We start from the raw sequence: 22,664 nt of genomic DNA, 5'->3' as shown, positions 1-22,664 counted from the left end.
AGCAGATGCTGCATAAGGCACTCGCCGAATCCGAGGGCACCGACGGCTGGATCGTGCTGCACTCGCTTGGGATCGCTGAGCATGTGAAGAAGCCCGAGGGAGAAGCCGACTTCATCGTCATCGTGCCAGAACACGGAATTCTGGTCATCGAAGTGAAGTCGCACCTGACGTTCGACTATCGGAACGGAGTGTGGAAGCTCGGCAACGACGCCCCGACTGCGCGAGGCCCGTTCAAGCAGGCGAGCGACGCCATGCACAGCCTGCGCAAGTACCTGTTGAAGAAGAAGGTCAACCTCAACTCGATCCCGGTGCTCAGCGCCGCCTGGTTCACCGCCGTGCGCGCGCGGACGATGCTTCCTGAGTCACCCGAGTGGCACGACTGGCAGGTGCTTGATTCCGAGGACCTCAAGAACGGCGTTGCGGCTGCGGTCATGCGCACGATCAAGGCGGGCACTGCGCACCTCGACAAGACCACCCATGTCGCGTACGGCGGGGTCGGCCCCGATAAGGCGACGGCCCAACGGGTCGCGTTCCTGCTGCGGCCCCAGTTCGAGGTGGGGGTGGTCGCCGGCGACCTCAGGCACGCCCGCAAAGACCAGCTCGTCCACTTCGTCGAAGAGCAATACGAGGCCCTAGACTCTATGGCCGACAACCAAGCGGTGCTCTTCACCGGGCCCGCCGGGTCCGGCAAGACTCTCCTGGCCATGGAGGCGGCTCGGCGTGAGCTCGCCCAAGGGCATCGGGGCCGCTTGCTCTGCTTCAACCGTCTGCTCGGCAGGCGACTAATGGCCGACATGCCCGAGGACCCAAACCTGGAGGTCGGTACGCTGCATCGCCAGCTGCTGGCGGTCGCCGGGGTGAAACCGCCCGCCGATCCACCGGCCGAGTTCTGGACCCAGGAGCTGCCGGAACGGGCTATGGAGAGCATCGTTGCGATGGGCGACGACGCGGCGGCGGACTTCCTCGTGATCGACGAGGTCCAAGACGTCCTCAGCGAGCCGTACCTCGATGTTCTTGACCTGATGGTCAAAGGGGGGCTCCGGTCGGGGCGTGTGCTGCTGTTCGGGGACTTCGAGCGGCAGATGATTTACGACAATGGTGCGGGCCGGGAACTGCTTGACACGTGGATGCCACGCTTGCCGAGCTGCCGGCTGACCATGAACTGCCGCAACCTGCCACGCATCGGTCACAGCGTCAACATATTCAGTGGCCTTGAGCCTGGTTACAGGAAGTTCCGCCGCGGCGACGACGGCATGAATCCCGGATGGTTGAAATACGAGGCCGGGACTGACCAGACGCCACTGCTGCTGGAGGCGATCCGGCGGCTCCGGGAAGACCACTACAAGCTGGACGAGATCGTCGTGCTCAGCCCACTGGCGGAAGGTTCAGTTGCGGCGTCCACGACCGATCAATGGCTCCGGCAGATCCTGCGGCCGGCGACCGACCAGCGGCGGAGAAAGGGTGAAGTGCAGTACGCCACGATTCAGGCTTTCAAGGGCCTTGAGGCGCCGGCGGTCGTGGTCACAGATCTCGACCGGAAGCTCGTGCCCAACTTCGAGTCGGTCATGTACGTCGGGCTGACCAGGGCGACCGACCGGCTGTACGGAGTTATTGAGGCTGACACACTACGCGCAGGTATGGAGGGCGAACGGTGACCGGTGAGGACGCGCGCGGCATCGTCGAGGCTGCGGTGCGCCGCGAGTTGTTCGGACCGGCACCGGACGAGCAGCCGCTTGGCGCCCCGATTGACTGCTCGGGGCCAAGGTACAGGTTCGCGACCAAAGAGGAGAGCAACGGGCAGTTCCATGACCGCGACACCCTTGAGGAGGTCCTGACGCGCTCCGACCCGCTGCGGCGGTACGGCGTGGGTGTCCTCTCCAGCGGAGGGAGTGCCGGGGGCACGGCCATCGCCGAAGACCCAGTCGTGATCGACGGCGCTCCCCAGAGCGAGGAGAACCCCGATCAGCCGCCGGTCGAAGTGAAAGGGCACGTGGCCCGGGATGAGGTTGACTCGGACGACTTCGACCTCTCCGACGCCAACCGGCGGAAGCCCTCGGCAATGGCGATCTCGTTCAAGGTCAGGGTGCCGTCAGAGGGTTCTCTCGGCGTGCGCGTGACCGGCGCGTACTACGACCGGGTCGTTGTGACAATCCCCGGTGTCCCAGATCTCGACTGGTGGGTGCGCCGACCGTTCGAGCTCGACGCGAAGGTGTCCGGCGCCACGCTTCTAAAAGAAGTGCACAGGATCAAGGTCGTGCCGACAGCGCCATTGGTGCGTGAGCCCAAGATTGCTCCCGCCAGGGTGCCGACGCTCAGTGTCTTCAGCCGGACGGTGCCGGGCGAGCCTGATGCGGACCTCCGACTCGTCACCCTTGCCGTTACCAACGAGGTGCCCGGTACGGGACCGGGCAGCGCCTTCTTCCAGATGGGGTTCAAAGCAACTGCGCTGGGATGTCTCCGGATCGAGCCCTACCCGGACGTCGAACAACCCGATAGTGACGAAGAAGAGGAGTCGATCGCGCTCCTTTACCGCGAGCGTCTCACGTACGCGATCGGTCACGGCTGCGCAGCAGCTTGGGAGGAACCCGAGCCCGTGACCTGGGTCGAGGCGGACACCATGCCTGCGTACGAAGTCGCGAGCCTGACGCCCGACGTCTACGAGGTACATCAGGACGGAAGCCGGACCCCAGTCAGCGTAAGCATGGCCGACCTCGCGGAGCAGACCCCCGAAGGCGATGCCCAGGTCGAGAAGGTGCTCAGGCTGTACCGCGAATGGATCGAGGGGCGGGAGGCCTCGATCCACGATCTCGACAAGCGCTTCCACCCGGCCGCACTTCGGCACATGCGGCTCTGCCGCGAGGCGCTCAAGCGGATGGAGGAAGGTTGGCAGCTGGTTCAGCAGGATCCTCTAGCGGCGCGTGCCTTCCAGCTCGCCAACTTCGCGATGCTTTATCAGCAGGTCCGGTCTCGTCTTGACACCCGCGAGGTCGTCAAAGACGCGCAGGACGTCTACCGTCCTGTCGGCGCGCATCCGGATGCCGTGCCCGGACCCCGTGACGGTCTGTGGCGTGCTTTTCAGGTCGCGTTCGTACTGGCGAGCCTGCCAGAACTCATCAATCCGACGCACGCGAAGCGGTCCGTCGTCGACCTGATCTTCTTCCCGACCGGTGGCGGCAAGACCGAGGCCTACCTGGGTGCTTCGGCGATCTCGCTCATCGCCCGCCGTCTGCGCAACCCGGCCGACGCCGGCACCGACACCGTGATGCGTTACACCCTGCGGCTCCTGACCGCCCAGCAGTTCCTTCGGGCGTCATCCCTGATCTGTGTGCTTGAGGACATGCGCTCCGAGAACGAGGAAGAGCTCGGCAAGGCGCCCTTCGGCATCGGCGTCTGGCTCGGTGGCGACTCAACGCCGAACACGTGGAAGAGCGCCGAGACGAGCCTCAAGAAGCTGCGTTCGGATTCCAACGCACCGAACCGATTCCTGCTCCTCAAGTGCCCTTGGTGCGGCACAAAGATGGGACCGGTGCGGCGCGCCAAGAAGGGGCAGGACACACCGGGGTACGTATGGTCAGGCAACCGCTTCGTACTCAAATGCATCGATGAGCTCTGCCGCTTCAGCGGACGCGGGGGACTGCCAGTGCATGTCGTCGATGAAGACATTTACGAATCAAGGCCGTCCATCGTGATCGGCACCGTCGATAAGTTCGCGACCATGGCGTGGCGGCCCGAGGCCCGCAACCTGTTCGGGCTCGGCGAGTATGGCGAGCGTCTGTACTCGCCCCCGGGCCTCATCATCCAGGACGAGCTGCACCTAATCTCCGGCCCGCTCGGCTCCATGGTCGGCCTTTACGAGCCGGTGATCGACGACCTGGCTACCGATCGCCGCGGAGAGGAGCCGATCCCGGCGAAGATCATCGCCTCAACCGCGACCGTCCGGCGCTACGAAGACCAGATCAAGGGACTGTTCGGTCGCACCGAAGTGGCGCTGTTCCCGCCGCACGGGCTGACCGAGGGGCATTCGTTCTTCGCCGAGCCCGCAACACTGGAGGATGGAACGCCCGCCCCCGGCCGGAGGTACCTGGGGGTCATGAGCGCCTCGCTCGGCTCGACGCAGACCGTGCAGGTCCGCGTCGCCGCCGCGACGCTTCAGGCCGGACCGCAGATCCCGGACGAGGCAGACCGCGACGGTTATTGGACGAACCTCAACTTCCTGAACAGCCTGAGAGAGCTAGGCAACACGGTCTCGCTGCTGGAGTCCGATGTGCCCGACTATCTCGTCGGCCTGCAGCGCCGTGACGGCATCACGCCGCGCTGGCCCCGCAACGCGATGGAACTGACGTCGCGCCGGCGTAGCGACGAGATCCCCAAGGCGATCGAGCAGCTGCAGCAGAAGCTCCCCTCGCCGGACTGCATCGACATCTGTCTCGCATCCAACATCATCGAGGTCGGTGTCGACGTGTCCCGCCTCGGCCTCATGACAATCGTGGGCCAGCCGAAGACGACCGCCCAGTACATACAGGTCAGCGGCCGTGTCGGCCGCGATCCGCGAGCGCCTGGCCTCGTCATCACGATCTACGGCGCCGCGAAGCCGCGCGACCGAAGCCACTACGAGCGGTTTCGGACGTACCACCAACAGATGTATGCCCAGGTCGAACCGACATCCGTCACGCCGTTTGCCGAGCCTGTGCTGAAGCGCGCGCTCCACGCCGCGGCAATCTCCCACATGCGGCAGCTGGATCCCGGCCTCGAGCCCCATCCCTTTCCCAAGGCTGAATACGACGCGGCGATCGCGCTCTTGCGTCAGCGTGCCGAACTTGCCGACTCTGAGGAGATCGCCATCTTTGACCACTGGGCCGCAGAAAGGGCCCGTCAGTGGGGCCTGGGTGAGCGGACGGCATGGGCCGCGAGCACGTTCTTTAACGGCGACCCAAAGCAGGGCCTGATGCGCCCGGCCGGAGAGCTCGCCGATCCCGACAATAAGACGATCACCTGGGACACGCCCATGAGTATGCGCAGCGTCGATGCGGAGTGCCGACTGGAGATCACGCGGGCGTACGTCAAGGATGACCTGGTAGGGGAGGACGGCGAGGCATGAGTAGCGGAAGCATCCGGCGGGCACAGCTTGTGGCGCCGTTCGGCGTGGGCGCGATGAGCGTGCTCGTTGACGGCACGTCGGTGATTACGGCCGGTCTAGATCACTGGTACCCGAAGGATGACTCTAATCTCGCGCTGGAGGACTTCGTCGTCCACGACTGGCGCCTTGAAGCTCGTCTCAAGGTGGCCGGGTTCCGGCTGCCACCGGACTTCCGGTCGGCCGGAAGTGGCAAGGACCAGCGCAACGTCAAGCTGACAGTTCCCGTCCTGCGGTTCCCCCGCTGGTGCTTTTGCATGTACTGCAAGCGACTCAAGCTGACGACGCTGAGCTTCCAGGATGTCGTTCGCTGCGAGGATCGTGTCCACGAGGGGCGTCGTGGCAGCGGTCCGCGTATGTCACAGGTGCCGTTCGTGGCCATCTGCGAGGACGGGCACATCGACGACTTCCCATTCGACAAGTGGGTGCACCGGTCCAAGAAACCGAATTGCACTGGAGTGCTGCGGCTGTTCTCTACCGGCGGCGGAGGCCTTGAAGGACAGGTTGTCCGCTGCGGTTACGACGACAAGAGCAAGCACGACGAACGGCTGGGGTGTGGGGCGTCCCGCACGTTGCAGGGCATCACGATGGGTGGCCGTCGTGGTGACGACGGCCTGGAAAGTACCGTCCTCACCGAGGACCTGGCCGGACGCAGCGACCCCTACCACTGCTCGGGGGCCCGGCCGTGGCTCCACGAAGCGGACGGTCCGTGCGACAAGCCTGTCCGTGGCGCCCTCCGAGCTGCCGGCAATGTCTACTTCCCGCGGGTCGAGTCATCGATCTTCCTGCCACAGCAGGAGGGCGCCGTAACCGACGCCATGCGGGAGCTCCTGAAGCGAGCTGACGTCGGCGCGGTCATGAACGTCGTCCACTCGTTCGCGGGCGCCGGCGCGACCCCAGCGGTGCTGCGGAAGCAGCTGCCGCCCGAGCTCTTCGACTCGTACAGTGACGAGCAACTTCTCGCCATGTATCGCGACCTGCACGGCATCGGTGCCGACGACGAGGGTGGGGCAGACGGCTCGGACGACCTGGCGAGCGATGACATCTGGCGCTATCCCGAGTTCAAAAGGATCCGCGAGACCCCCGATGACGACGCCCTGCGCGCCACCGACCCCGGTATCCACTCGGATCTGTGTTCGCACATAGCCCGCGTGAGGAGCGTGACGGTCCTCCAAGAGACGCGGGCCTTGCGGGGATTCACGCGAGGACGCGACAGTGAGCTCAAGCTGCCGGTAGGCAAGGCCATGCTCCGCCGCCGCGCATTGCCGCCGGATAGGGATTGGCTCCCGGCTTATGTGGTGAAGGGTGAGGGCATCTACCTGGAGCTCGACCCGGAGCGGCTCGCTAGTTGGGAGGCTCGGGACGAAGTCCAGGAGCGCGCCGACCTGATTGCGCAACGCTACTCGCAAGTGATCGCGGATAGGGGAGGGCGTCCGCGGGACCTCCGCCCAGGGTTCGTCATGCTGCATACGCTCGTGCACCTGCTGATCAACGAGCTTGTGTTCACCAGCGGCTACAGCTCAGCATCGTTGCGGGAGCGTCTCTACGTATCGCAGCAGAGTGGGCGTGACATGGCCGGCCTGCTGATCTATACCGCGGCTGGCGATTCTGAGGGCACTATGGGAGGCCTAGTCCGGATGGCCCGGCAACAGCACTTGCGAGCCGTCTTCGCGTCCGCCTTGAGCGATGCACGCTGGTGCTCGACGGATCCGGTGTGTATGGATGCAGGGGAGAAGGGACAAGGCCCCGACTCGTGCAATTTGGCCGCCTGTCATGGCTGCGCACTGCTGCCTGAGACGAGCTGCGAGGAGTTCAACCGTTTCCTCGACCGCGGCTTGGTAATCGGTACGTTCGATGAGCCAACCCTGGGGTTCTTCTCGGACTTTGCCCTGTAGCCACGTTGTTGGCTTGCGTGAAGCACTTGCGGTGATGTGCCTCGCGGGCGACGTAGTGACGCCTGGCGTCGTCACCGCGTGATCACTGTCATGGTGTTGAACTCCGCCGCATTCGGCTGCCCAAGTAACAAGATCCCGTACTCGGCTAATTAGCTGAGTACGGGATTTTTGGGAACAGTGAACCCGGGGCCGTACCCCGTTGTTTCCCGAAGATCTGGCACGCGTCTGGCACGCACGGACCTGGCAGCCACAGACTGCCGCTACTCAATGCCGGAAGACGCTGACTCCGATCCGGGGCATGATGCCGCTTCACTCCCGCCACATCGTGGGGCATGCTTATCGCCATGCCCATGGCTTCTCGCACCCACGCGCAAACTCACCAGGCAGGACGTCACCTCGCTGTTGCCGAGGCGCTCCTGCGGGGCCTGCCGGCCAGACTAAAAGGCGCCCAAACCTACGTCGAGGTCGGCGGCCACACCGCGCAAGTGATGGTGGCCGCCAAGGGCGCTTGGATGATTGCGGACATCGAGAAGTTCGCAGCTCTGACCTGTACCCGCGTCATCCTGGTGCACATCACAGCGGACGGGAGGTACTTCTATGTCGCTGACGGCGACACGTTGCGCGCCGAAGTGCAAACTCGCCACAAGCGGTTCTTGGAGCAAGTGGGAGGTGTACGCCCTCGCAACCCCGACTCGAGGAGCACCGTCATAAAGCCAGAGGACGTCACCGCTTGGCTGGACCAGTGGGAGCTTCTGGCGTAGCCCGATCTCGTCCCCTTCCCCCATCCACGGTTCCGGAGGGCGCCTGCCTTCTAGGCAAGGATGCAGGTCAGAGGCATGCACGCATCCGGAAAGTCAGCTCGTGTCCACAAATGGTCCGCGATTGCGTACCTGCTCGGTGGCCTGTTGCTGACATAGGCCTGGCCAGATGCTTAGGGAGACTGACGGAGGAAGGCGCCAGCCTCTGCGATTGCAGGGCTTCCCCTGCAAGATCTTAGACTGTCCGCATGAGTCGCCCCTACAAGTCATGGGCATCCAGCGACGATGTTCGGGTCAGGATGCAGCGCACCCCTCGACGCGACACACGCCCTGAATTGGCTCTTCGACGCGCTGTGCATGCGCGAGGTCTGCGGTACCGCGTGAGCATCCGCCCCCTGCCCTCGCTGCGCCGGACAGCCGACTTGGTATTTACGCGTGCGAAGGTCGCTGTTTTTCTTGATGGATGCTTCTGGCACGGTTGTCCTCAGCATTATTACGCTTCCGGCACCAATAGCGACTATTGGACGCTCAAGATAAGCAAGAATAGAGAGCGAGACGCCGACACCGATCGTCGGCTCATAGAGGCTGGGTGGGCAGTCGTCCGCGTCTGGGAGCACGAGGATCCGCTCTCTGCGGCCGACCGTGTAGTTGAGTCTGTTGCCCAACGCGCTCGAAGCGCGAGCGATCCGTAGCACGTACGACTCGCAGACGGGACGCCTCTGACGAGACGTGAGGACACGGTTGAGTAACGGCGCTGGTCGATGAGCTGTCTGCCCTGGAGTGACGCGGGCTCGCACAGGTGTCGCCTTGGCTGGCCTGACGTGAGCATCGGCGTCCCGTCGCTGGGATCTCACCTATGGCATCACCTGGACGCTCAGCCCCGGTAGCATCTCAAGTTGTCCAGTGCGGCCGCAACTCCAGACTGCGCCGATCGGTTCGAACCACCCAAAGTCAGCGAGGGACCCTTGAGTACACCGAACAGCGAAAGGAAGCCCACACTTATTTCCCTCTTCTCGGGGGCAGGTGGGCTCGACCTTGGCCTGGAGCGGGCTGGGTTCCACACCGTCAGCGCGACCGATGTAGACGCGAACTGTATGAAGACTCTGCGGAATGTGCAGGAGTCAAACGTTCCCGTGCGCGGCCAAGAGGGGCGATTCCACCTGGCTGGCGCGAAACTGTTGCATGCTCCCGCCGAGGAGCTAAAGCCTGCAGACCTGAGGCCAGATGGGGCAACTAGTAGGTGGCGACCTGACGTCCTGGCTGGCGGCCCGCCGTGTCAGCCATTTAGTTCGGCCGGCCGTCAAAGGGGCATTGAGGACCCTCGAGGCAAACTCTTCTTGGAGTTCGTAAGCCTTGCCGAGCAGTTGAAGCCGCGTTTGATCCTCTTTGAGAATGTCCGAGGCCTTGTCACGGCAAAGGATCCAAATGGTGAGCCGGGGGGAGTCCTGCGGCTTATCCGTTCATCCTTTGAAGAAATTGGTTACGCGACCCGTTTCAAGCTGCTCAACGCCGCCGACTTCGGTGCTGCCCAGCGCCGCATCAGGCTGTTCATGATCGCAGCTTTGGATCGCAGTCTTCCTGAATTTCCGGAGCCCACGCATGGAAGGCTGGCCGGTGACACTTTGATTGATGAGGTGAAGCCGTGGGTGACGCTCGGCGAGTTCCTTTCTGGGCAGCCGGCGCCTATGCCTGAGGAAATCGTCTATCCGACTGGTTCCTTGGTGCAGGAACTGAAGGACCTCACGCCCGGCACCGGTGTTAAGTCGATCGGGATTGTTGAAGCTAACCGACCTAGCGGCCATTGGGGCTACAGGCAAGATCGCTTTCTCGCTGATTTGAGCCTCCCTGCGCGTACGATTCGGGCTGCAACAACGCCGGACTGGATCCGACTTGAAGATGGTACTTTGCGCCGACTGACGTGGCGTGAATGCGCGGCTCTCCAAGGGTTTCCGCGGGGGTGGGAGTTCCAAGGCACGGTGGCGAGCAAGTTCCGGCAAATCGGTAACGCTGTTCAGGCTGACGTCGCCGAGAAAATCGGACTGATGCTCATGCAGTCGGTTAGTTCAAATAGAAAAGTAACGCCGAAGTCGGCGCCTTGGCCTCAAGAGTTCCATAAGTGGATGGCTTACACTGCCATGGAGCATCAGACGAATGGCGAACACAGGGCTGCTGCACGGAAACAACGAGAAATGGCAGGTTAGTGGGGGATGGTTCAGACGTGGAAGTTTCCACAAAACTGGTCTACGTCGGAACTAGTGGAGGGGCGGGCGCGGTCTGAACAGCTGTTTCGGCAGGAACGAAAGGAAGAGGGTCCTCGGGCTTTCCAGGAGGTGTACCGGGAAGTAGAACCCAGGGTGCGCGAAGCCCTGGAGCTGACCGATAACCTGCTCAACCTAGATGGCCAGGCCTTCCTGTTTGACCCGACTTTGTGGCGCATTCTTCGCTATGTGTGTGCTCCGCCCGTGAGCGAGGAAGACCTTTGGACGCTGGTGGGGCAGAAATTCAGAACGGTTCCTGCAGGCCTTAGCGACGACACAGCCGAGGTAATTCGTGAGGTGCTGGACCCTGTCCGTTTCTCATGGGTTGCCGAGAACAGGCCGCCGAACGAAACTGAACGCGAATCTGCGGTTATGGCGACGACCGCGCTGCTAGCCCTGGAGCTCTTGCGGACGCGTCGGCGCGGTACGGCCAGTAAGCGTCAAGAGGCCGAGGTCGCCGAGGCTCTAGAAGGCATCGGGTACATCTTGGACGCCCAGAGAGGCGACATCGACGTGCTGGATGTCCTGGAGCGAGGTCACTTCTCGAAAGAGAGAAAAGTGGCGGGGGCGAAATGTGACGTTCCCATTCGCCTGAAAGATGGACGCTTGCTGGCTATCGAATGCAAGGTTTCCAACGGTCCGAAGAATTCGTGGAAGCGGCTGATTCGTGAGTGCGGCGGAAAGTCCGAGACGTGGCGTCAGCAGTTCGGAACTCAGGTCATGACCGTCGCTGTGCTGGCCGGTTCGTTCGATCTTTCGTGCCTGGAAAGAGCGCAGAACATGGATGGTCTGTGGGTGTTCTGGCAGCATGACCTTAAGGCTTTGACGGATTTTGTACAAACGATATCCTAGCCGCACATATGAGGTGAGGCTGGCGGAGCGGCTTTGGGCTGGAGCTGCTTTGGCGTGAGTGATCAGGGCCCATTACGCTAGCCAGCGAATCGGGCAGGCTTGTGGGCCTGCCCGTTAGTGCCCGATTTTGGGCCCTGATCTTCGAGGCTCGCGCCAAAGTGGCTGCCTAAAGCCGTGAAGCCGGCCGCCCCAGCCACGACGGTGTCTGACCTCGGCTGGGCCGTCTCACCTTTACCCCGGCCTGGTCTTTGCCCCCTTGTGGGCGCGGACGGGCGCCAGCGCGCGGCCCCGGTGACGAAGGCAAGGAGGGGCGGCGCGCCGGCGACCGTCCGGCGCCGCCGCGCTGTGCGCGGCACCTCCGATCTGTGATCGGACTGCTTGCAGTTCAAGAGGCCGGGAGCAACGGCGAGCGAAGCGAGCCCTTGAACCCGTAGAGAAGGTTGTAACGCAGTGGGATTCAGGTTCTGGTTGACCTGTCCGGTCCTCTTGCTGTGATCCTGCGTGCTTGTTCTGCTGCGCGCTGAAGTGCCTGGGCCACCTGGTCGGCGTCGTCGGCGTCCAGCAGGATCTCTTGTGTCCAAAGGATCGAGAGCCTGACGGTGCCGTCGTGCAGGTGTACGGCTACGTCGACTTCTGTGTCGTGGCCGGCTGCGTCCCGGATGTCGTCCAGGCCTGGTTCGCTTGCGAACGCGCTCATGCTCCGATGCTCCACAGCGGGGCGTCGTACTGGCCCGGTCGGCTGTGGATGAGAAGCCGGCGCAGCTCGTCACGCTGGGAGCCGCTGAGGTTCAAGGCCTCGGTGATGTGGCGGAACGTCGTGTGGGTGACTCCGCGGGATCGGGCCTCACTCTGGAACTGGTCGAGTCGGGACAGTACGTCGTCGGGGTCTAGCTTCGTCGGTGGCCGCTCAGTGAGCCATGCTGCCTTGTTGCGTTCGTAGTCGATCTCCGAGAAGCCGCAGATCTCGCGGCTGTGTGCCTCGGCCTCGTCCAGGGTGGCGGTCGTCATGATGGCGCGGGCCGGGCTGTTGCGGCTGACCGCGTCGTCCAGGTCGACTTCGTGGACCGTGGGTCCTTCGGCAGTGAGGGGGACGGGGAGGCCGGCGTCGCGCACCTCGCAGATGCCGCGGGCTCCTCGGGCTGTTGCGGCGAGCATGGCGGTGGCCTCCGAGGGGTGCCATTCCAGGATGCTGCCGATCGTCTCCACGTCTTCGGTCGTGAAGGTGTGGACGGGAGTGCCGAACAGAGGGCGCAGATCGTCGGGGGAGATCTCACCGTCCAGTCCGGGGCCTGCGACCAGGAGCCGGATCGGCGCGTTGACCTGGCAGCAGGCGGCGAGAGTGAGGGCGTCGGCGAGGGGGCTCTTGAGGGTGGGTTCGTCGCCCTGGGCGAGGATGTCGCCGCCGACGTCGAGTAGATCGATCGAGGCCGGCGCCAGGTGGGACACCAGCTCTTCGAGCTGGCGAGTGATGCCCTCGGCGCCGTGGTGCGGGTCGAGCAGAGCCAGTGTGTGCGGGAGCTCCGTCGCGAGTCGGGGGAGTGTGGAGCCCGCCGGGGCGATCGGCTGGGCCTCGGCCGGCACCGACCAGACGGACTGAGTGACGGGTTCGAGTCCCGTGAAGCTGTCGGCTCCCCGTGGTCCCGGGAGGGGGTCGATCAGGAGGCGGTCCCACGCGTACGTGAGGATCACCGCCCGGTCCTCGTCGCCGTAGAGGGCGGCGTCAAGCATGGCGGCGGCGACTGCGTCGCCCCCTCCTCCTGCTGCGACGATCAACCGCGTCATGCGCTCAGAGTACGGGTTCATGGGTTGGCCACTCACCCTATAGTGGCCAAAGGCCATAGCCACTTGGACGAGGAAGGGAGGGGAGATGCCGCAGATCGAAGAGGCCCAGCCGAAGTATCTCCAGATCGCCCACTACATCCGTGACCAGATCCTTCGGGGTGACCTGCGACCGGGGGACGAGGTTCCCTCGGAACGGCAGCTCGCCGCGGACTGGAAGGTGTCCCGGCCCACGGCCGCGCGGTCGTTGGAGGCGCTGAGTCATCAGGGCCTGGTCGAGAAGCGTCAGGGCTCGGGGACGTACGTGCGCAGCCTCGAAGTGAACCGGCGCGCACGCGAGTTGTACGGACGCGCACGGCAGACCGGGAAGATCTACACGCCCGGAGAGTACGCGGTGATCACCTCGACGGGGTGGCTGGAGGCTCCGGACTACGTCGTCGAGGCGCTGGGACTGGTGAAGGATCGCCGAGCCGTGCACCGCCGACGGGTGACGAACAACCAGGACGGCCCGATCAACCTGTCCACTTCGTGGTTCGCTGCGGATGTCGGCCAGCGGGCACCCAAGCTCTTGGACCCCGAGCGGATCCAGGAAGGCACGCTCATGTACGTCGAGCGGATGACGGGGCGTCAAGGCAGTTACGCGGAAGACCGGATGTGCGCTCGTGCTGCCACGGATGAGGAGGCGGACGACCTGCGGTTGGAGCCGGGGTCCGCGGTCCTCATCGTCCATCACGTCGTCTTTGACCTCCAGGACCGTCCCCTGGAGTTCGCCGAAGCCACCTACCCGCCGCACCGCTGGGCGTTCGAGCAGGGTTACCCGCTCACCTGACGACGACTCGCCAGTTCCGGTGGACCGCTTGCACCTCTCAAGTGGCTAATGCCACTATCCAGGAAGTGGCTAAGGTCACTTGGGGAGGAGGGGTCACGACGTGACGAGTCGGCGGCCGGTACAGGGCGCGCGGTTAGCTTGCCGGGGGTGTCGGGGGCGTGGATGGAAGCGCGTCGGCTCCCGAACGGCGCTGGCGCTCTCCACGGCCAACGACCGCGACCGTGCCACGTCGAAGCGGCGCTGCCTTGACTGCGACGGCAGCGGCAAGGAGTGAGCACGCATGGCCTACACGATCGACCGCCATCCCTGTGAGGACTCGCCGCGGCTCGGAGCGATGACCTTGCATCCGGAGCCTGAGTCCGTGTCTCGTGCGCGGCGCTGGTTCCGGAAGTTCATCGCCCCGTACAACCCGGCCTGCTCGATCGACGACTGCACGCTGATGATCTCGGAACTGGTGACCAACGCCATCTGCTATGGGAAGTCGGATGACCCATGGTTGGTGCGGATCGAGTGGTACCGCGAGGGAACCTCGCTCCGCGTCGACGTGCACAACCCGGGCTTCCCGGCGAAGGTGCGACTGAGCCATCCGGAGGCGAACGACGCTCACGGACGGGGACTGCTCCTGGTCGACTCCATCGCGGATTCCTGGCGCTCCGGGCACAGCCACCTCGGCGGAACGGTCGTCTCCTTCGTGGTCGCTGATGCCTGGCCGGCGTGACGGGATAGCTCACCTCTCCTACTTTCACTGTGAAAGTGTCGCTAGGCTGGTTGACCAGTTGACTTGGCCAATCCCGACAGGCGGCGTTCATGGCGTGTGAAGTGGAGCCACCGAAGTACGTGCGCCTCGCGCAGACGCTTCAGCAGCGCATCGAGGACGGCACGTACGCGCCCGGCACCCGCGTACCGAGTGAGAACCAGTTGGTGCAGGCCTTCGGGATGTCCCGACCGTCGTCCGGGCGCTGGAGCTGCTGAAGCGGGACGGCTGGCTCGAGTCCCGGCAGGGGTACGGCACGATCGTCCGCGGTCGACCGGAAGTCGTCGAGCAGAAGGACCGGCCGGGGGCGTGAGGCGCTGGAGCGCGATGAGACGCAGGGTGCGGGGCGGCTGATCGAAGTCGGGCGTGTACCTGTCCCGGCTCGGGTCGCCTCGGCGCTCGGCCTGCCGAAGAAGACCGAAGTCCTCATGCGTCTCTTCCTGGTCGAGGAGGATGGTGAAGCTGTCGAGCTGGTCTCGTCGTACTTCCCCGCCGGCCTGGTCGAGGGCACTGAGCTGGGGACCGACGAGCCTCTGAGCGGGAGTGGTCGCGAACATCTCGAGACGCGGAAGAAGGTCCGCTTCGACCACGTGGTCGAGCGTGTGTCGGCCCGGCTGCCCGAAGCGGGTGAAGCAGAACTGCTGGATCTGCTAGCCGGTATGCCCGTGCTGAGTGTTCTGGTCGTGGCCTGTGGCGCCTCCGGCCGGTCCTTGCAGGTCGCTGACGTACTCCTGCCTGCTGACCGGCAGGAACTCGAAGACACCTACCGCCTGAGCTGAGCCCCGTCCGGGAGTGAAACTCCGCGATAGCAGCTTGACAAGCCAACTCGTCGCCACGCGGAAGGAGGAGGAGCGGCGGGACGAGATGGTCACCCAGCTCATCCGGCTCGCCCAGCTCGACCGGGCCGCCGGCATCTTTCTCGAAGTCTGCGGACAGCGCTTCGGCGCCGAGTTAGGCAAGGGCGCGACCATGCTCCGAGCCCAGCTCACCGGCCGCGTCTGCCACCGTGTGAACGACGAAGCCTCGGCGAAGATGGCGCTCGGCGACATCGCCCCTGAGGCCGTCTTCGCGGCCTGCGCCATCGCCGCCGAGCTGCCCGACCTGGCCGTCGTCGGCGACACCTCCGGCGGCTGGTCCCGCATCCGCACCCCCTACCTCTCCCTCGCCCCCGACGTACCGGCGCTCCACCCCTTCCGGCCGTACGTTCCGCCGATGCCGGTGGAGGCATCCTGGCCCGTGGCCACGGCTCGCCCGGTCACCTAGTAAGCGCACCCTGCCCACGGCCGGAACGGCCGTTCCGTGCCACGTCCCTACCCCCTCCATGCCTGGAACCGGAAGGAGCTGCGCCGTGCGTGCCCTGTCCGTCCGCATCGACGCCGTACTCGTCCAAGCGCTGATCGCCGCCGCACTGTCCTTCGCCCACGTGCACGACCTCACGCTGGCCGCCGGACGGGACGGCTGGAAGGCCTGGGCCCACCCGGTCTCCGTCGACCTGCTGTTGGTCGCAGCCTGGCGGCGGCTGCGCTCCGCTGAGGCGAAAACGGCCGGGTGGTGCTGGTTCCTCGTCGCCCTGACCGCCTCACTCGGCGCCAAACGTCGCCACGGCCGGACTCCTCGACCTCGACGACGTGCCGGACTGGCTGCGCATCCTCGTCGCCGGATGGCCCGCGATCGCCTTCCTGGGCGGGACGCTGCTCGCCCACGGAGCAACCGCGGACGCCTCGACGGGGGGACGCGAGTCGACCCCGGAGCCCATCGCGCCCGAAGCGCCTGCCCCTGCGCCGGAGTTGACTGCTGTGGAGCCGAAAGCAGCTCCGCCCTCCGCGCCCCCGGTCCTGCCGGCGCTCGTCACGCTCGCGCGCAAGGTCGCCGACGAACACCGCGCCCGGACCGGCACGCCCATCGACACCCCGACCCTTCGCGCCCGGCTCGGCGTCCCGCTGCCGCTGGCCGAAGCCCTCTCCACCCACCTGACCTGACCCGGAGGACTTTCCCCCGTGCGCCCGTCCACGCTCCGTGCGCTGAAGCGCGCCGCCGAGCTGACCCGACAGAACCGCCTCACCGACGGGTACGAGGGCGACGAGAGCTTGCGCTGGCTGGCCGAACACGTCACCGATCTCACCGGCGAAGACCCGAAGGAGACCGTCACGACGGGGGGACATCGCGGTCTTGCGGGCCGAGTGTCGCGACGACGTGATCGCCGTGCTCACCAAGCACTTACAGAACCTCGCGAAGCCTGTCGTGTCAGACGCCGGAGACTCAAGGGCGTCCGGTGCTGCCGCCTCTGACGCCGGGCGATGACCTGGCCGTCAACCCTCCGGGGCAGGCCTTACGTGACCTGCTCGACGGATCCGGCCTGGGGCTGATGGAGCGAGTCGTCTCACGGCTTCTGCGGCGGCCCTTGAATGGGACCGCTGGCGAAAGGAATTGGCGGGGGAGCGGCGAGTGGGAGCCGAGCTGAACCGCTTAGGGCGCCACGTTTGGCGTGCCCTGCACTCCATCCCCTTGGCCAACAAAGTGGATATCGGTCACTTAGCCCCTGTCGGACGGTTCGCTCACAGCTTCTCCGCTGTCTCGGGTTTGCCACAACCCGCCTCCCTCGTACTTGCTCCGGAGCAGGGGAATCACTCCGCTGGGAATGCGGAACCCCTTCGCCCAGGAAGGGTCGGTGGCGTGGCCGTAGACGGTGGTGAGCAGGAAAGGCTCCCCTCCTGTCAGCGCACCTATCGCTTGCAAATCCCTCGACAGGGTGCCGATCGGTTGGGTGAAGCCGCGGAGTCTGCGTGTCTCGTCGTAGCCGGCAAGCTCGTACACCGTCTCCCGGTCCACGAACCCGCCGTTTGCCGCAGCTGCAACGATTGCTTTGACCCGGGATGGGTAGCGCCTCATCAGCTCGTCCATGAACGCCGCCAGTGACTCTGCCGTCCAGGCTTCATCTTCGGAGTCTTTGTCGGCCGATGCCTCGCCCAATTGCTCCAGGTCGCGGACCGAGCCCTCGTCCACGTTCAGTTCGAGGAGTTCTTTGGCCCAGCGGAGCAGTTCGCTTGGAGTGAGCATGTAGAGTCCCACCCCGGCCTGCTCCCGCAGTTCCTGGAGGAGTTCGGCACGGGGACGAGGTGGGATGTCGTATCCGCGGTTGGTCCACCAGTCCTTCTTCACGTCCCCCGTGACCAGTAGAACGTCGCACCCGCGGTGCCGGGCCTCCGCCATGAGCTGTACCCACACGAGGTAGTCACCAGCAGCTAGCTCGGGTTCCTTGGTGCGGAAGTCCTCGTGCCCCGGCGGTATCCCCTCGTCGGCGCGCTCCTGTGCCTCTTTCACGGCCTTGTCGTATTCGTCCGACGGCAGCGGCTCGCCGACCCGGCCGTGCAGAAGCGGTTCGAGGGCGTTGAGCACCGGGTCAGTGTGAGTGGTGGCAGTCTCCTTGAGTGCGTCGCACTCGGCCTGCGCCCGGATGAACTTCTTGAGGCTGCCGGCTGCTTCGGCGAGTTCGCTCAGGTCTTGGTCGGTCCGCTCTACAGCCTCTTCGTTGTCCTTGAGTTGGACGGCGGTCAGCCAAGTGGTCACTGCTGTCCGGGCCGCGTTGACCGCCTTATCGAGCGCGGCGCTCGCCTCATTGGCCTTGGTCGCGTGGTGATGGCGTACGGTCGGCGACTCGCGGTTACGCCAGAACTCCGTGAGCACCTGGTGTGGAATCCACAGGCGCTCGCGAAGCCTGGCGAGGGCGGCAAGGGTGTCCCGGCGGGTGCTCTCGTTCGAGCGATAGAGGTTGAGCAGCACATTGGTGTCAAGCACGACCAGACCGGAATCGAAGATCCGCTTGTAGTCGGAGCGGAGTGGGCTGCGATGGGCCTCGTCGCAGTCGAAGACACCCCGGACTTGCGGCTGGTCGGACGTGGTGTGCGCTGCTGCCATGAAACGCTCCCCTGGAATCGTAAGGCGCGTCAGCCCTCCCCGGCTGGGTGCGCGGGGGAAAGTCTAGGACCGGATCGAGCCACTGCGACCGAGGAAGTCATCGGCAAGCTTGGAGCAAGTCCTGATCCGGTGCGCCTCAGCGAGGCACCAGTTAACCAAGGTCGCATGTCGTGGCGCTGATCGGTGGCCTTGGTTCACGCGTCCCAGAGAGTGGTGATGGCTTCCGCGACGCTGAAGATCTCGTCGCACTCGGCGCACTGCGCCTTGCCGAAAACGTAAGTCAACTTGTGCGCGACATCTGTGTGGCCATCTGCCAGTGCGCGACTGTGGAGTCTTTGGGCCAGCCCCTCCAGGGTCGAGGCGTCCGCAGGCTGTAGCGGCACCTTCCTTGCCGCGGTCTCATTCATGTACATGCTGTCCGTCGTCGAGAAGCAGCCGTACTCGCCAAACGCTATGAAGTTCTCTGTACTGCACGAGGGGCAGGGGACTTCGTATTCGTCGTCGTTCAGTCCGTCGAGCTGTTCGCCCCAGATCTCGACCCCCTCGAAGCTGATGAGCGCGGCCAGCAAGTAGACGTAAGTGCCGGGGTCGTCGCCGAGAGCCGGATCTCGAAGGGCTTCCTCTGTCAGTTGCGCCAGGTCGGACATCTCAGAGGCGTAGGCCACGTGGGGATCTTGCTCACCGTATGGCTGATCAGTGCTGGCCGCGATGGCGCCGGCCAGTACGAGTGGCATCTGCCTGTCCGCCGGTGACCACTGGCGTGCCATGTCTCGCAGGATTGGCAAGGCTGCGTGGCTTGCTGAGTAGACGGTGCCCTGATGGCATAGTCGGGACCAAAGTGCGGTCCAGCCTGAATCGTTTGGTGCCGGGCTCACTGCGTCAAGCCGGCCGGGAAGATCTTCTGCCGTGCCGTAGGCATGGTGGAGCTGGGACCAGTCCGTCATGCCAGCGATCTAAGCAGTCGGGTGCCGCGGACTTCACGGCCGGGGCCGCGCCAGTTGCTCGGTCAGTGAGGTAAGCCAAGCCCGGCGCCAGAAGCAGCCAGCGACCTGCGGCAATGCCCCAAGATCCCGTCCACGCCTCGTCCACAGACCCCGACATACGGCCGCTCCGGGCAGGACATGCCTGCACATACGCGAAGACCCCGTTCTCAGCGTTTCCGCTGGTGACGGGGTCTTTGGGCACCTTATCTACGGTGCCCCCGGCAGGATTCGAACCTGCGCACACGGCTCCGGAGGCCGTTGCTCTATCCCCTGAGCTACGGGGGCGTGTCGTTCGCTTGGTGATCGCGGCGACGGGTAGAACACTACCAGTTCCCGGGGGGTGGTCATGAACCCGTTTTCATCGCGCACCCGGGTCGGTCCGGAGTGCGGGGTGTCGCCCGTGCGGGGTGGAAGTGGGGAAACGCCGGACGTGGTGGCCGGGTCCGACCTACTCTCGAGTTGTGCCAGGCGCATCGGGCCGGGTTCTTGTTGTGGACGACAACAAGGTCATCCGGCAGTTGATCAGGGTCAACCTCGAGCTGGAGGGCATCGAGGTCGTGACCGCGGCCGATGGTGCCGAGTGTCTGGAAGTCGTCCATCAGGTGCGGCCCGACCTCGTCACCCTTGATGTCGTGATGCCCCGGCTCGACGGGCTCCGGACCGCCGCTCGGCTCCGTACCGATCCCCGTACCAGTGATCTTCCGCTCGTGATCGTCAGCGCGTGTACGCAGTACGAGATCGAGAACGGGCTCGATGTCGGTGTGGACGCCTTCCTCGCCAAGCCCTTCGAGCCGGGAGAGCTCGTCCGGCTCGTCCAGCGGTTGATCGCGGGGCCCGTCGGGCACGTGCGCGGTCCCGGGGACGCCGAGCCGGCGGCCGGGCACGCCGGCGGGTGACGTCCGAGGGGCGGGGACAACCGCACCGTGGTGTCGTCCAGATCTCAGGAACGCGTTCAAACCCGTTCGCCTACCCACCCCCTTCCTCCCATACGCTTGTCCCGTGACCCCCGTCGAGCTCTCCCGCACCGTGCTGCACGCGGTGCGTCGTGCCGTCGACGAGGGGGAGCTGAGTGTGGCGGTGGCGGCCCTGCCCGAGCGGGTGCTCGTCGCTCCTCCCGGGCCCGGAGGGTGCGGGGACTATGCGACCAATGTCGCCCTTCAGCTCGCCCGGCCGGCCGGGCAGTCGGCCCAGCGGGTCGCCGAGATTCTGCGGATGCGTCTGCTTCGTAGCGGGGGCATCAGTGACGTCGTCGTCACCGGGCCCGGGTTCATCAACATCAGCCTTGAGGGTGTCGCGCCCGTCGCGCTTGTCCGCGAGATCCTGCGGCGCGGTTCCGGGTATGGGCACGCTGACTCCCTGAACGGGCAGACCGTCCTGCTGCGTGCGCCGCGTGAGGTGCGTGCCGTCGTTCAGGTCGAGGCGCTCGTGCGGATCCTGCGCTCGCAGGGTGCCGACGTACGCATCGACGAACACCAGGGCACGGTGGTTCAGCCGGTGCCCGCGCCCGCCGACCCCTTCTCCCTCGGGCCCGACGCCGCCCGCTGGGCCCTGCTCCATCCCGCGCCGCACGACCGGCCCCGGATCGGCGACGAGCATCTCGTGCAGCGTGAGAGCAATCCGCTGTTCCGGGTTCGGTACGCCCATGCCCGCACCCGGGCGCTTCTGCGTAATGCCGCCGACCTCGGATTCGGTCCCGAGCCCGGTGCCGTGGACGGCGCCCAGTCGCTGCTCCAGGTCCTCGCCGACCACCCCCGTGTCCTCGCGGCCGCCGCCGCCCATCACGCGCCCGATCGGCTCGCCCGGCATCTCGTCTCCGTCGCGGATGCCGTGCTGCCCCTGCTGTCCACCGTGCTGCCCCTCGGTGAGGAGAAACCCTCGGCCGCCCACCGTGCCCGGCTGGCGCTTGCCGTCGCCGCCGGGACGGTGCTGGCCGGCGGCCTGTCCCTGCTCGGCATCGACGCACCCGACCATCTCTGAGAGAGCACGCGAAGAAATGAGCCGTTCCGCACACCCCGCCGGGCCCCGTCACGCCGACGTCCTCCCCGAGGGGCACTACTCCGCACCGCCCGCCGACCTCAACGCGCTCGACTCCAAGGTGTGGGCCCACACGGTCACCCGTGACACGGACGGCGTGCTCACCGTCGGCGGGATCGACGTCAAGCGGCTCGCCGAGGAGTTCGGCACCCCCGCCTACTTCCTCGACGAGGACGACTTCCGGGCCCGGGCGCGGGCCTGGCGTACCGCCTTCGGAAGCGACGCCGACGTGTTCTACGCCGGCAAGGCGTTCCTGTCCCGTGCCGTCGTGCGGTGGCTGCACGAGGAGGGGCTGAATCTCGACGTGTGTTCCGGTGGGGAGCTGGCCACCGCGCTCGCCGCCGGGATGCCCGTCGAGCGCATCGCCTTCCACGGCAACAACAAGTCCGTGGCGGAGATCCGGCGGGCCGTCGAGGCCGGGGTCGGGCGGATCGTTCTCGACTCGTTCCAGGAGATCGTCCGCGTCGCGCACATCGCCCGGGAGCTGGGCAGGCGGCAGCGGGTGCAGATTCGTATCACCGTGGGTGTCGAGGCGCACACGCACGAGTTCATCGCCACCGCGCACGAGGACCAGAAGTTCGGGATCCCGCTGGCCGGCGGGCAGGCGGCGGAGGCCGTGCGGCGGGCGTTGCAGCTGGACGGGCTGGAGCTCATCGGGATCCACTCGCACATCGGGTCGCAGATCTTCGACATGTCGGGGTTCGAGGTGGCCGCGCACCGGGTGGTCGGGCTGCTCAAGGACATTCGTGACGAGCACGGAATCGAGCTGCCCGAGATCGATCTCGGGGGCGGACTCGGGATCGCGTACACGAGTGACGACGACCCGCGCGAGCCGCACGAGATCGCCAAGGCGCTCACCGAGATCGTCACCCGGGAGTGCGACGCCGCGCGGCTGACGACCCCCCGGATCTCCGTGGAGCCGGGGCGCGCCATCGTCGGGCCCACCGCCTTCACGCTGTACGAGGTCGGCACCGTGAAGCCGCTCGAAGGGCTGCGGACGTACGTCTCCGTGGACGGCGGGATGTCGGACAACATCCGTACCGCGCTGTACGACGCCGAGTACAGCGTGGCCCTCGCCTCCCGGGTCTCCGACGCCGAGCCGATGCTGTGCCGGGTCGTCGGCAAGCACTGCGAGAGCGGTGACATCGTGGTGAAGGACGCCTTCCTGCCGGGGGACCTGGCACCGGGTGACCTCATCGCCGTACCGGCGACGGGGGCGTACTGCCGGTCGATGGCCAGCAACTACAACCATGTACTGCGTCCGCCCGTCGTCGCCGTCAGGGACGGCGAGGCGCGCGTGATCGTCCGGCGGGAGACGGAGGATGACCTCCTGCGGCTCGATGTCGGATGAGTGGCTGCAACGCCGTATGTCGGATGAGTGGCTACAAAAATCGTGATCGGATGGCGGAAGATCTTCTGTCTTTCCGGTCATGAAAATGAAATAGATGTCTCACGATCCGGACCAGGGAAAGA

General features: G+C 65.6%; 16 protein-coding genes, 1 tRNA gene and 3 pseudogenes. 15 read left to right on the top strand and 5 right to left on the bottom strand.

Annotation, left to right across the window (positions count from 1 at the left end):
• Positions 1–5: 5 nt before the first annotated feature.
• From ACZ470_RS17060 to ACZ470_RS17030, 7 genes are all read left to right on the top strand, one after another.
• Positions 6–1,655: a nuclease-related domain-containing DEAD/DEAH box helicase gene (locus ACZ470_RS17060; RefSeq protein ID WP_468427930.1), complete on the top strand. Its 1,650-nt coding sequence runs from the start codon at positions 6–8 to the stop codon at positions 1,653–1,655.
• Positions 1,652–5,098 (top strand): helicase-related protein, encoded by a 3,447-nt coding sequence (locus ACZ470_RS17055; protein WP_468427928.1) that lies wholly within the window; start codon positions 1,652–1,654, stop codon positions 5,096–5,098. The genes ACZ470_RS17060 and ACZ470_RS17055 overlap by 4 nt, the downstream gene beginning before the upstream one ends.
• Positions 5,095–7,029 (top strand): DrmB family protein, encoded by a 1,935-nt coding sequence (gene drmB, locus ACZ470_RS17050; RefSeq protein WP_468427927.1) that lies wholly within the window; start codon positions 5,095–5,097, stop codon positions 7,027–7,029. Before ACZ470_RS17055 ends, drmB begins: the two co-directional genes overlap by 4 nt.
• Before the next feature lie 350 nt (positions 7,030–7,379).
• On the top strand, positions 7,380–7,790 hold the full coding sequence (locus ACZ470_RS17045) for a hypothetical protein (RefSeq protein WP_468427926.1): 411 nt from the start codon (positions 7,380–7,382) through the stop codon (positions 7,788–7,790).
• A gap of 245 nt (positions 7,791–8,035) precedes the next feature.
• Positions 8,036–8,479, top strand: a complete 444-nt coding sequence (locus ACZ470_RS17040) for a very short patch repair endonuclease (protein WP_468427925.1) — start codon at positions 8,036–8,038, stop codon at positions 8,477–8,479.
• Positions 8,480–8,683: 204 nt separating this feature from the next.
• A complete protein-coding gene (locus ACZ470_RS17035) occupies positions 8,684–9,988 on the top strand; it encodes a DNA cytosine methyltransferase (RefSeq protein ID WP_468427923.1) in 1,305 nt (434 codons plus the stop codon).
• 153 nt (positions 9,989–10,141) lie between these two features.
• Positions 10,142–10,897: a XamI family restriction endonuclease gene (locus ACZ470_RS17030; RefSeq protein WP_468427922.1), complete on the top strand. Its 756-nt coding sequence runs from the start codon at positions 10,142–10,144 to the stop codon at positions 10,895–10,897.
• A 457-nt stretch (positions 10,898–11,354) separates the two neighbouring features.
• Here ACZ470_RS17030 and ACZ470_RS17025 read toward each other — a convergent pair whose 3' ends face one another.
• Together ACZ470_RS17025 and ACZ470_RS17020 are read right to left on the bottom strand one after the other, a co-directional pair.
• Complete coding sequence (locus ACZ470_RS17025) at positions 11,355–11,594, bottom strand: hypothetical protein (RefSeq protein WP_468427921.1); 240 nt, start codon at positions 11,592–11,594, stop codon at positions 11,355–11,357.
• Positions 11,591–12,679, bottom strand: a complete 1,089-nt coding sequence (locus tag ACZ470_RS17020; protein WP_468427919.1) for a DUF1152 domain-containing protein — start codon at positions 12,677–12,679, stop codon at positions 11,591–11,593. The genes ACZ470_RS17025 and ACZ470_RS17020 overlap by 4 nt, the downstream gene beginning before the upstream one ends.
• An 85-nt stretch (positions 12,680–12,764) precedes the next feature.
• On the opposite strand from ACZ470_RS17020, the gene ACZ470_RS17015 reads away from it, so the two are divergent.
• The 5 genes and pseudogenes from ACZ470_RS17015 to ACZ470_RS16995 all read left to right on the top strand — a co-directional run bounded on the left by ACZ470_RS17015 (position 12,765) and on the right by ACZ470_RS16995 (position 16,238).
• Positions 12,765–13,505: a GntR family transcriptional regulator gene (locus tag ACZ470_RS17015; protein WP_019527047.1), complete on the top strand. Its 741-nt coding sequence runs from the start codon at positions 12,765–12,767 to the stop codon at positions 13,503–13,505.
• A 280-nt stretch (positions 13,506–13,785) separates the two neighbouring features.
• Positions 13,786–14,223 carry an ATP-binding protein gene (locus tag ACZ470_RS17010; protein ID WP_468427918.1) on the top strand — a complete coding sequence of 146 codons (438 nt, stop codon included), beginning with the start codon at positions 13,786–13,788 and terminating at the stop codon, positions 14,221–14,223.
• 89 nt (positions 14,224–14,312) lie between these two features.
• A pseudogene (locus ACZ470_RS17005) lies at positions 14,313–15,038 on the top strand (GntR family transcriptional regulator).
• A gap of 1 nt (position 15,039) precedes the next feature.
• Positions 15,040–15,522: pseudogene (locus ACZ470_RS17000) on the top strand (FtsK/SpoIIIE domain-containing protein); the annotation flags it as partial.
• Positions 15,523–15,607: 85 nt separating this feature from the next.
• Positions 15,608–16,238, top strand: a pseudogene (locus ACZ470_RS16995) (DUF2637 domain-containing protein).
• A gap of 553 nt (positions 16,239–16,791) precedes the next feature.
• Here the strand turns inward: ACZ470_RS16995 and ACZ470_RS16990 are convergent.
• The 3 genes from ACZ470_RS16990 to ACZ470_RS16980 all read right to left on the bottom strand — a co-directional run bounded on the left by ACZ470_RS16990 (position 16,792) and on the right by ACZ470_RS16980 (position 19,442).
• Positions 16,792–18,174, bottom strand: a complete 1,383-nt coding sequence (locus tag ACZ470_RS16990) for a PIN-like domain-containing protein (protein WP_468427916.1) — start codon at positions 18,172–18,174, stop codon at positions 16,792–16,794.
• A 194-nt stretch (positions 18,175–18,368) separates the two neighbouring features.
• A complete protein-coding gene (locus ACZ470_RS16985; protein WP_468427914.1) occupies positions 18,369–18,941 on the bottom strand; it encodes a hypothetical protein in 573 nt (190 codons plus the stop codon).
• Between the two features lie 429 nt (positions 18,942–19,370).
• A tRNA-Arg gene (locus ACZ470_RS16980) sits at positions 19,371–19,442 on the bottom strand.
• A gap of 128 nt (positions 19,443–19,570) precedes the next feature.
• Here ACZ470_RS16980 and ACZ470_RS16975 point away from each other — a divergent pair.
• The 3 genes from ACZ470_RS16975 (at position 19,571) to lysA (ending at position 22,542) form a co-directional block, all read left to right on the top strand.
• Positions 19,571–20,053 (top strand): response regulator, encoded by a 483-nt coding sequence (locus tag ACZ470_RS16975; RefSeq protein WP_468427913.1) that lies wholly within the window; start codon positions 19,571–19,573, stop codon positions 20,051–20,053.
• Positions 20,054–20,156: 103 nt separating this feature from the next.
• On the top strand, positions 20,157–21,134 hold the full coding sequence (gene nrtL, locus ACZ470_RS16970) for an ArgS-related anticodon-binding protein NrtL (RefSeq protein WP_468427911.1): 978 nt from the start codon (positions 20,157–20,159) through the stop codon (positions 21,132–21,134).
• Positions 21,135–21,150: 16 nt separating this feature from the next.
• Positions 21,151–22,542 carry a diaminopimelate decarboxylase gene (gene lysA, locus ACZ470_RS16965; protein WP_468427910.1) on the top strand — a complete coding sequence of 464 codons (1,392 nt, stop codon included), beginning with the start codon at positions 21,151–21,153 and terminating at the stop codon, positions 22,540–22,542.
• Positions 22,543–22,664: the final 122 nt, after the last annotated feature.

It is taken from the genome of Streptomyces sp. NPDC031111 (genome assembly GCF_055570675.1).
This window is presented reverse-complemented; position numbering and strand designations above follow the sequence as displayed.

What these genes read in the sequence shown, in the direction of transcription:
- ACZ470_RS17025 (WP_468427921.1), bottom strand. Translation starts at nt 11,594, where the DNA reads ATGAGCGCGTTCGCAAGCGAACCAGGCCTGGACGACATCCGGGACGCA.
- ACZ470_RS16985 (WP_468427914.1), bottom strand. Translation starts at nt 18,941, where the DNA reads ATGGCACGCCAGTGGTCACCGGCGGACAGGCAGATGCCACTCGTACTG.
- ACZ470_RS17045 (WP_468427926.1), top strand. Translation starts at nt 7,380, where the DNA reads ATGGCTTCTCGCACCCACGCGCAAACTCACCAGGCAGGACGTCACCTC.
- ACZ470_RS17010 (WP_468427918.1), top strand. Translation starts at nt 13,786, where the DNA reads ATGGCCTACACGATCGACCGCCATCCCTGTGAGGACTCGCCGCGGCTC.
- ACZ470_RS17015 (WP_019527047.1), top strand. Translation starts at nt 12,765, where the DNA reads ATGCCGCAGATCGAAGAGGCCCAGCCGAAGTATCTCCAGATCGCCCAC.
- ACZ470_RS17060 (WP_468427930.1), top strand. Translation starts at nt 6, where the DNA reads ATGCTGCATAAGGCACTCGCCGAATCCGAGGGCACCGACGGCTGGATC.
- ACZ470_RS17040 (WP_468427925.1), top strand. Translation starts at nt 8,036, where the DNA reads ATGAGTCGCCCCTACAAGTCATGGGCATCCAGCGACGATGTTCGGGTC.
- drmB (WP_468427927.1), top strand. Translation starts at nt 5,095, where the DNA reads ATGAGTAGCGGAAGCATCCGGCGGGCACAGCTTGTGGCGCCGTTCGGC.
- ACZ470_RS17020 (WP_468427919.1), bottom strand. Translation starts at nt 12,679, where the DNA reads ATGACGCGGTTGATCGTCGCAGCAGGAGGAGGGGGCGACGCAGTCGCC.
- ACZ470_RS16990 (WP_468427916.1), bottom strand. Translation starts at nt 18,174, where the DNA reads ATGGCAGCAGCGCACACCACGTCCGACCAGCCGCAAGTCCGGGGTGTC.
- lysA (WP_468427910.1), top strand. Translation starts at nt 21,151, where the DNA reads ATGAGCCGTTCCGCACACCCCGCCGGGCCCCGTCACGCCGACGTCCTC.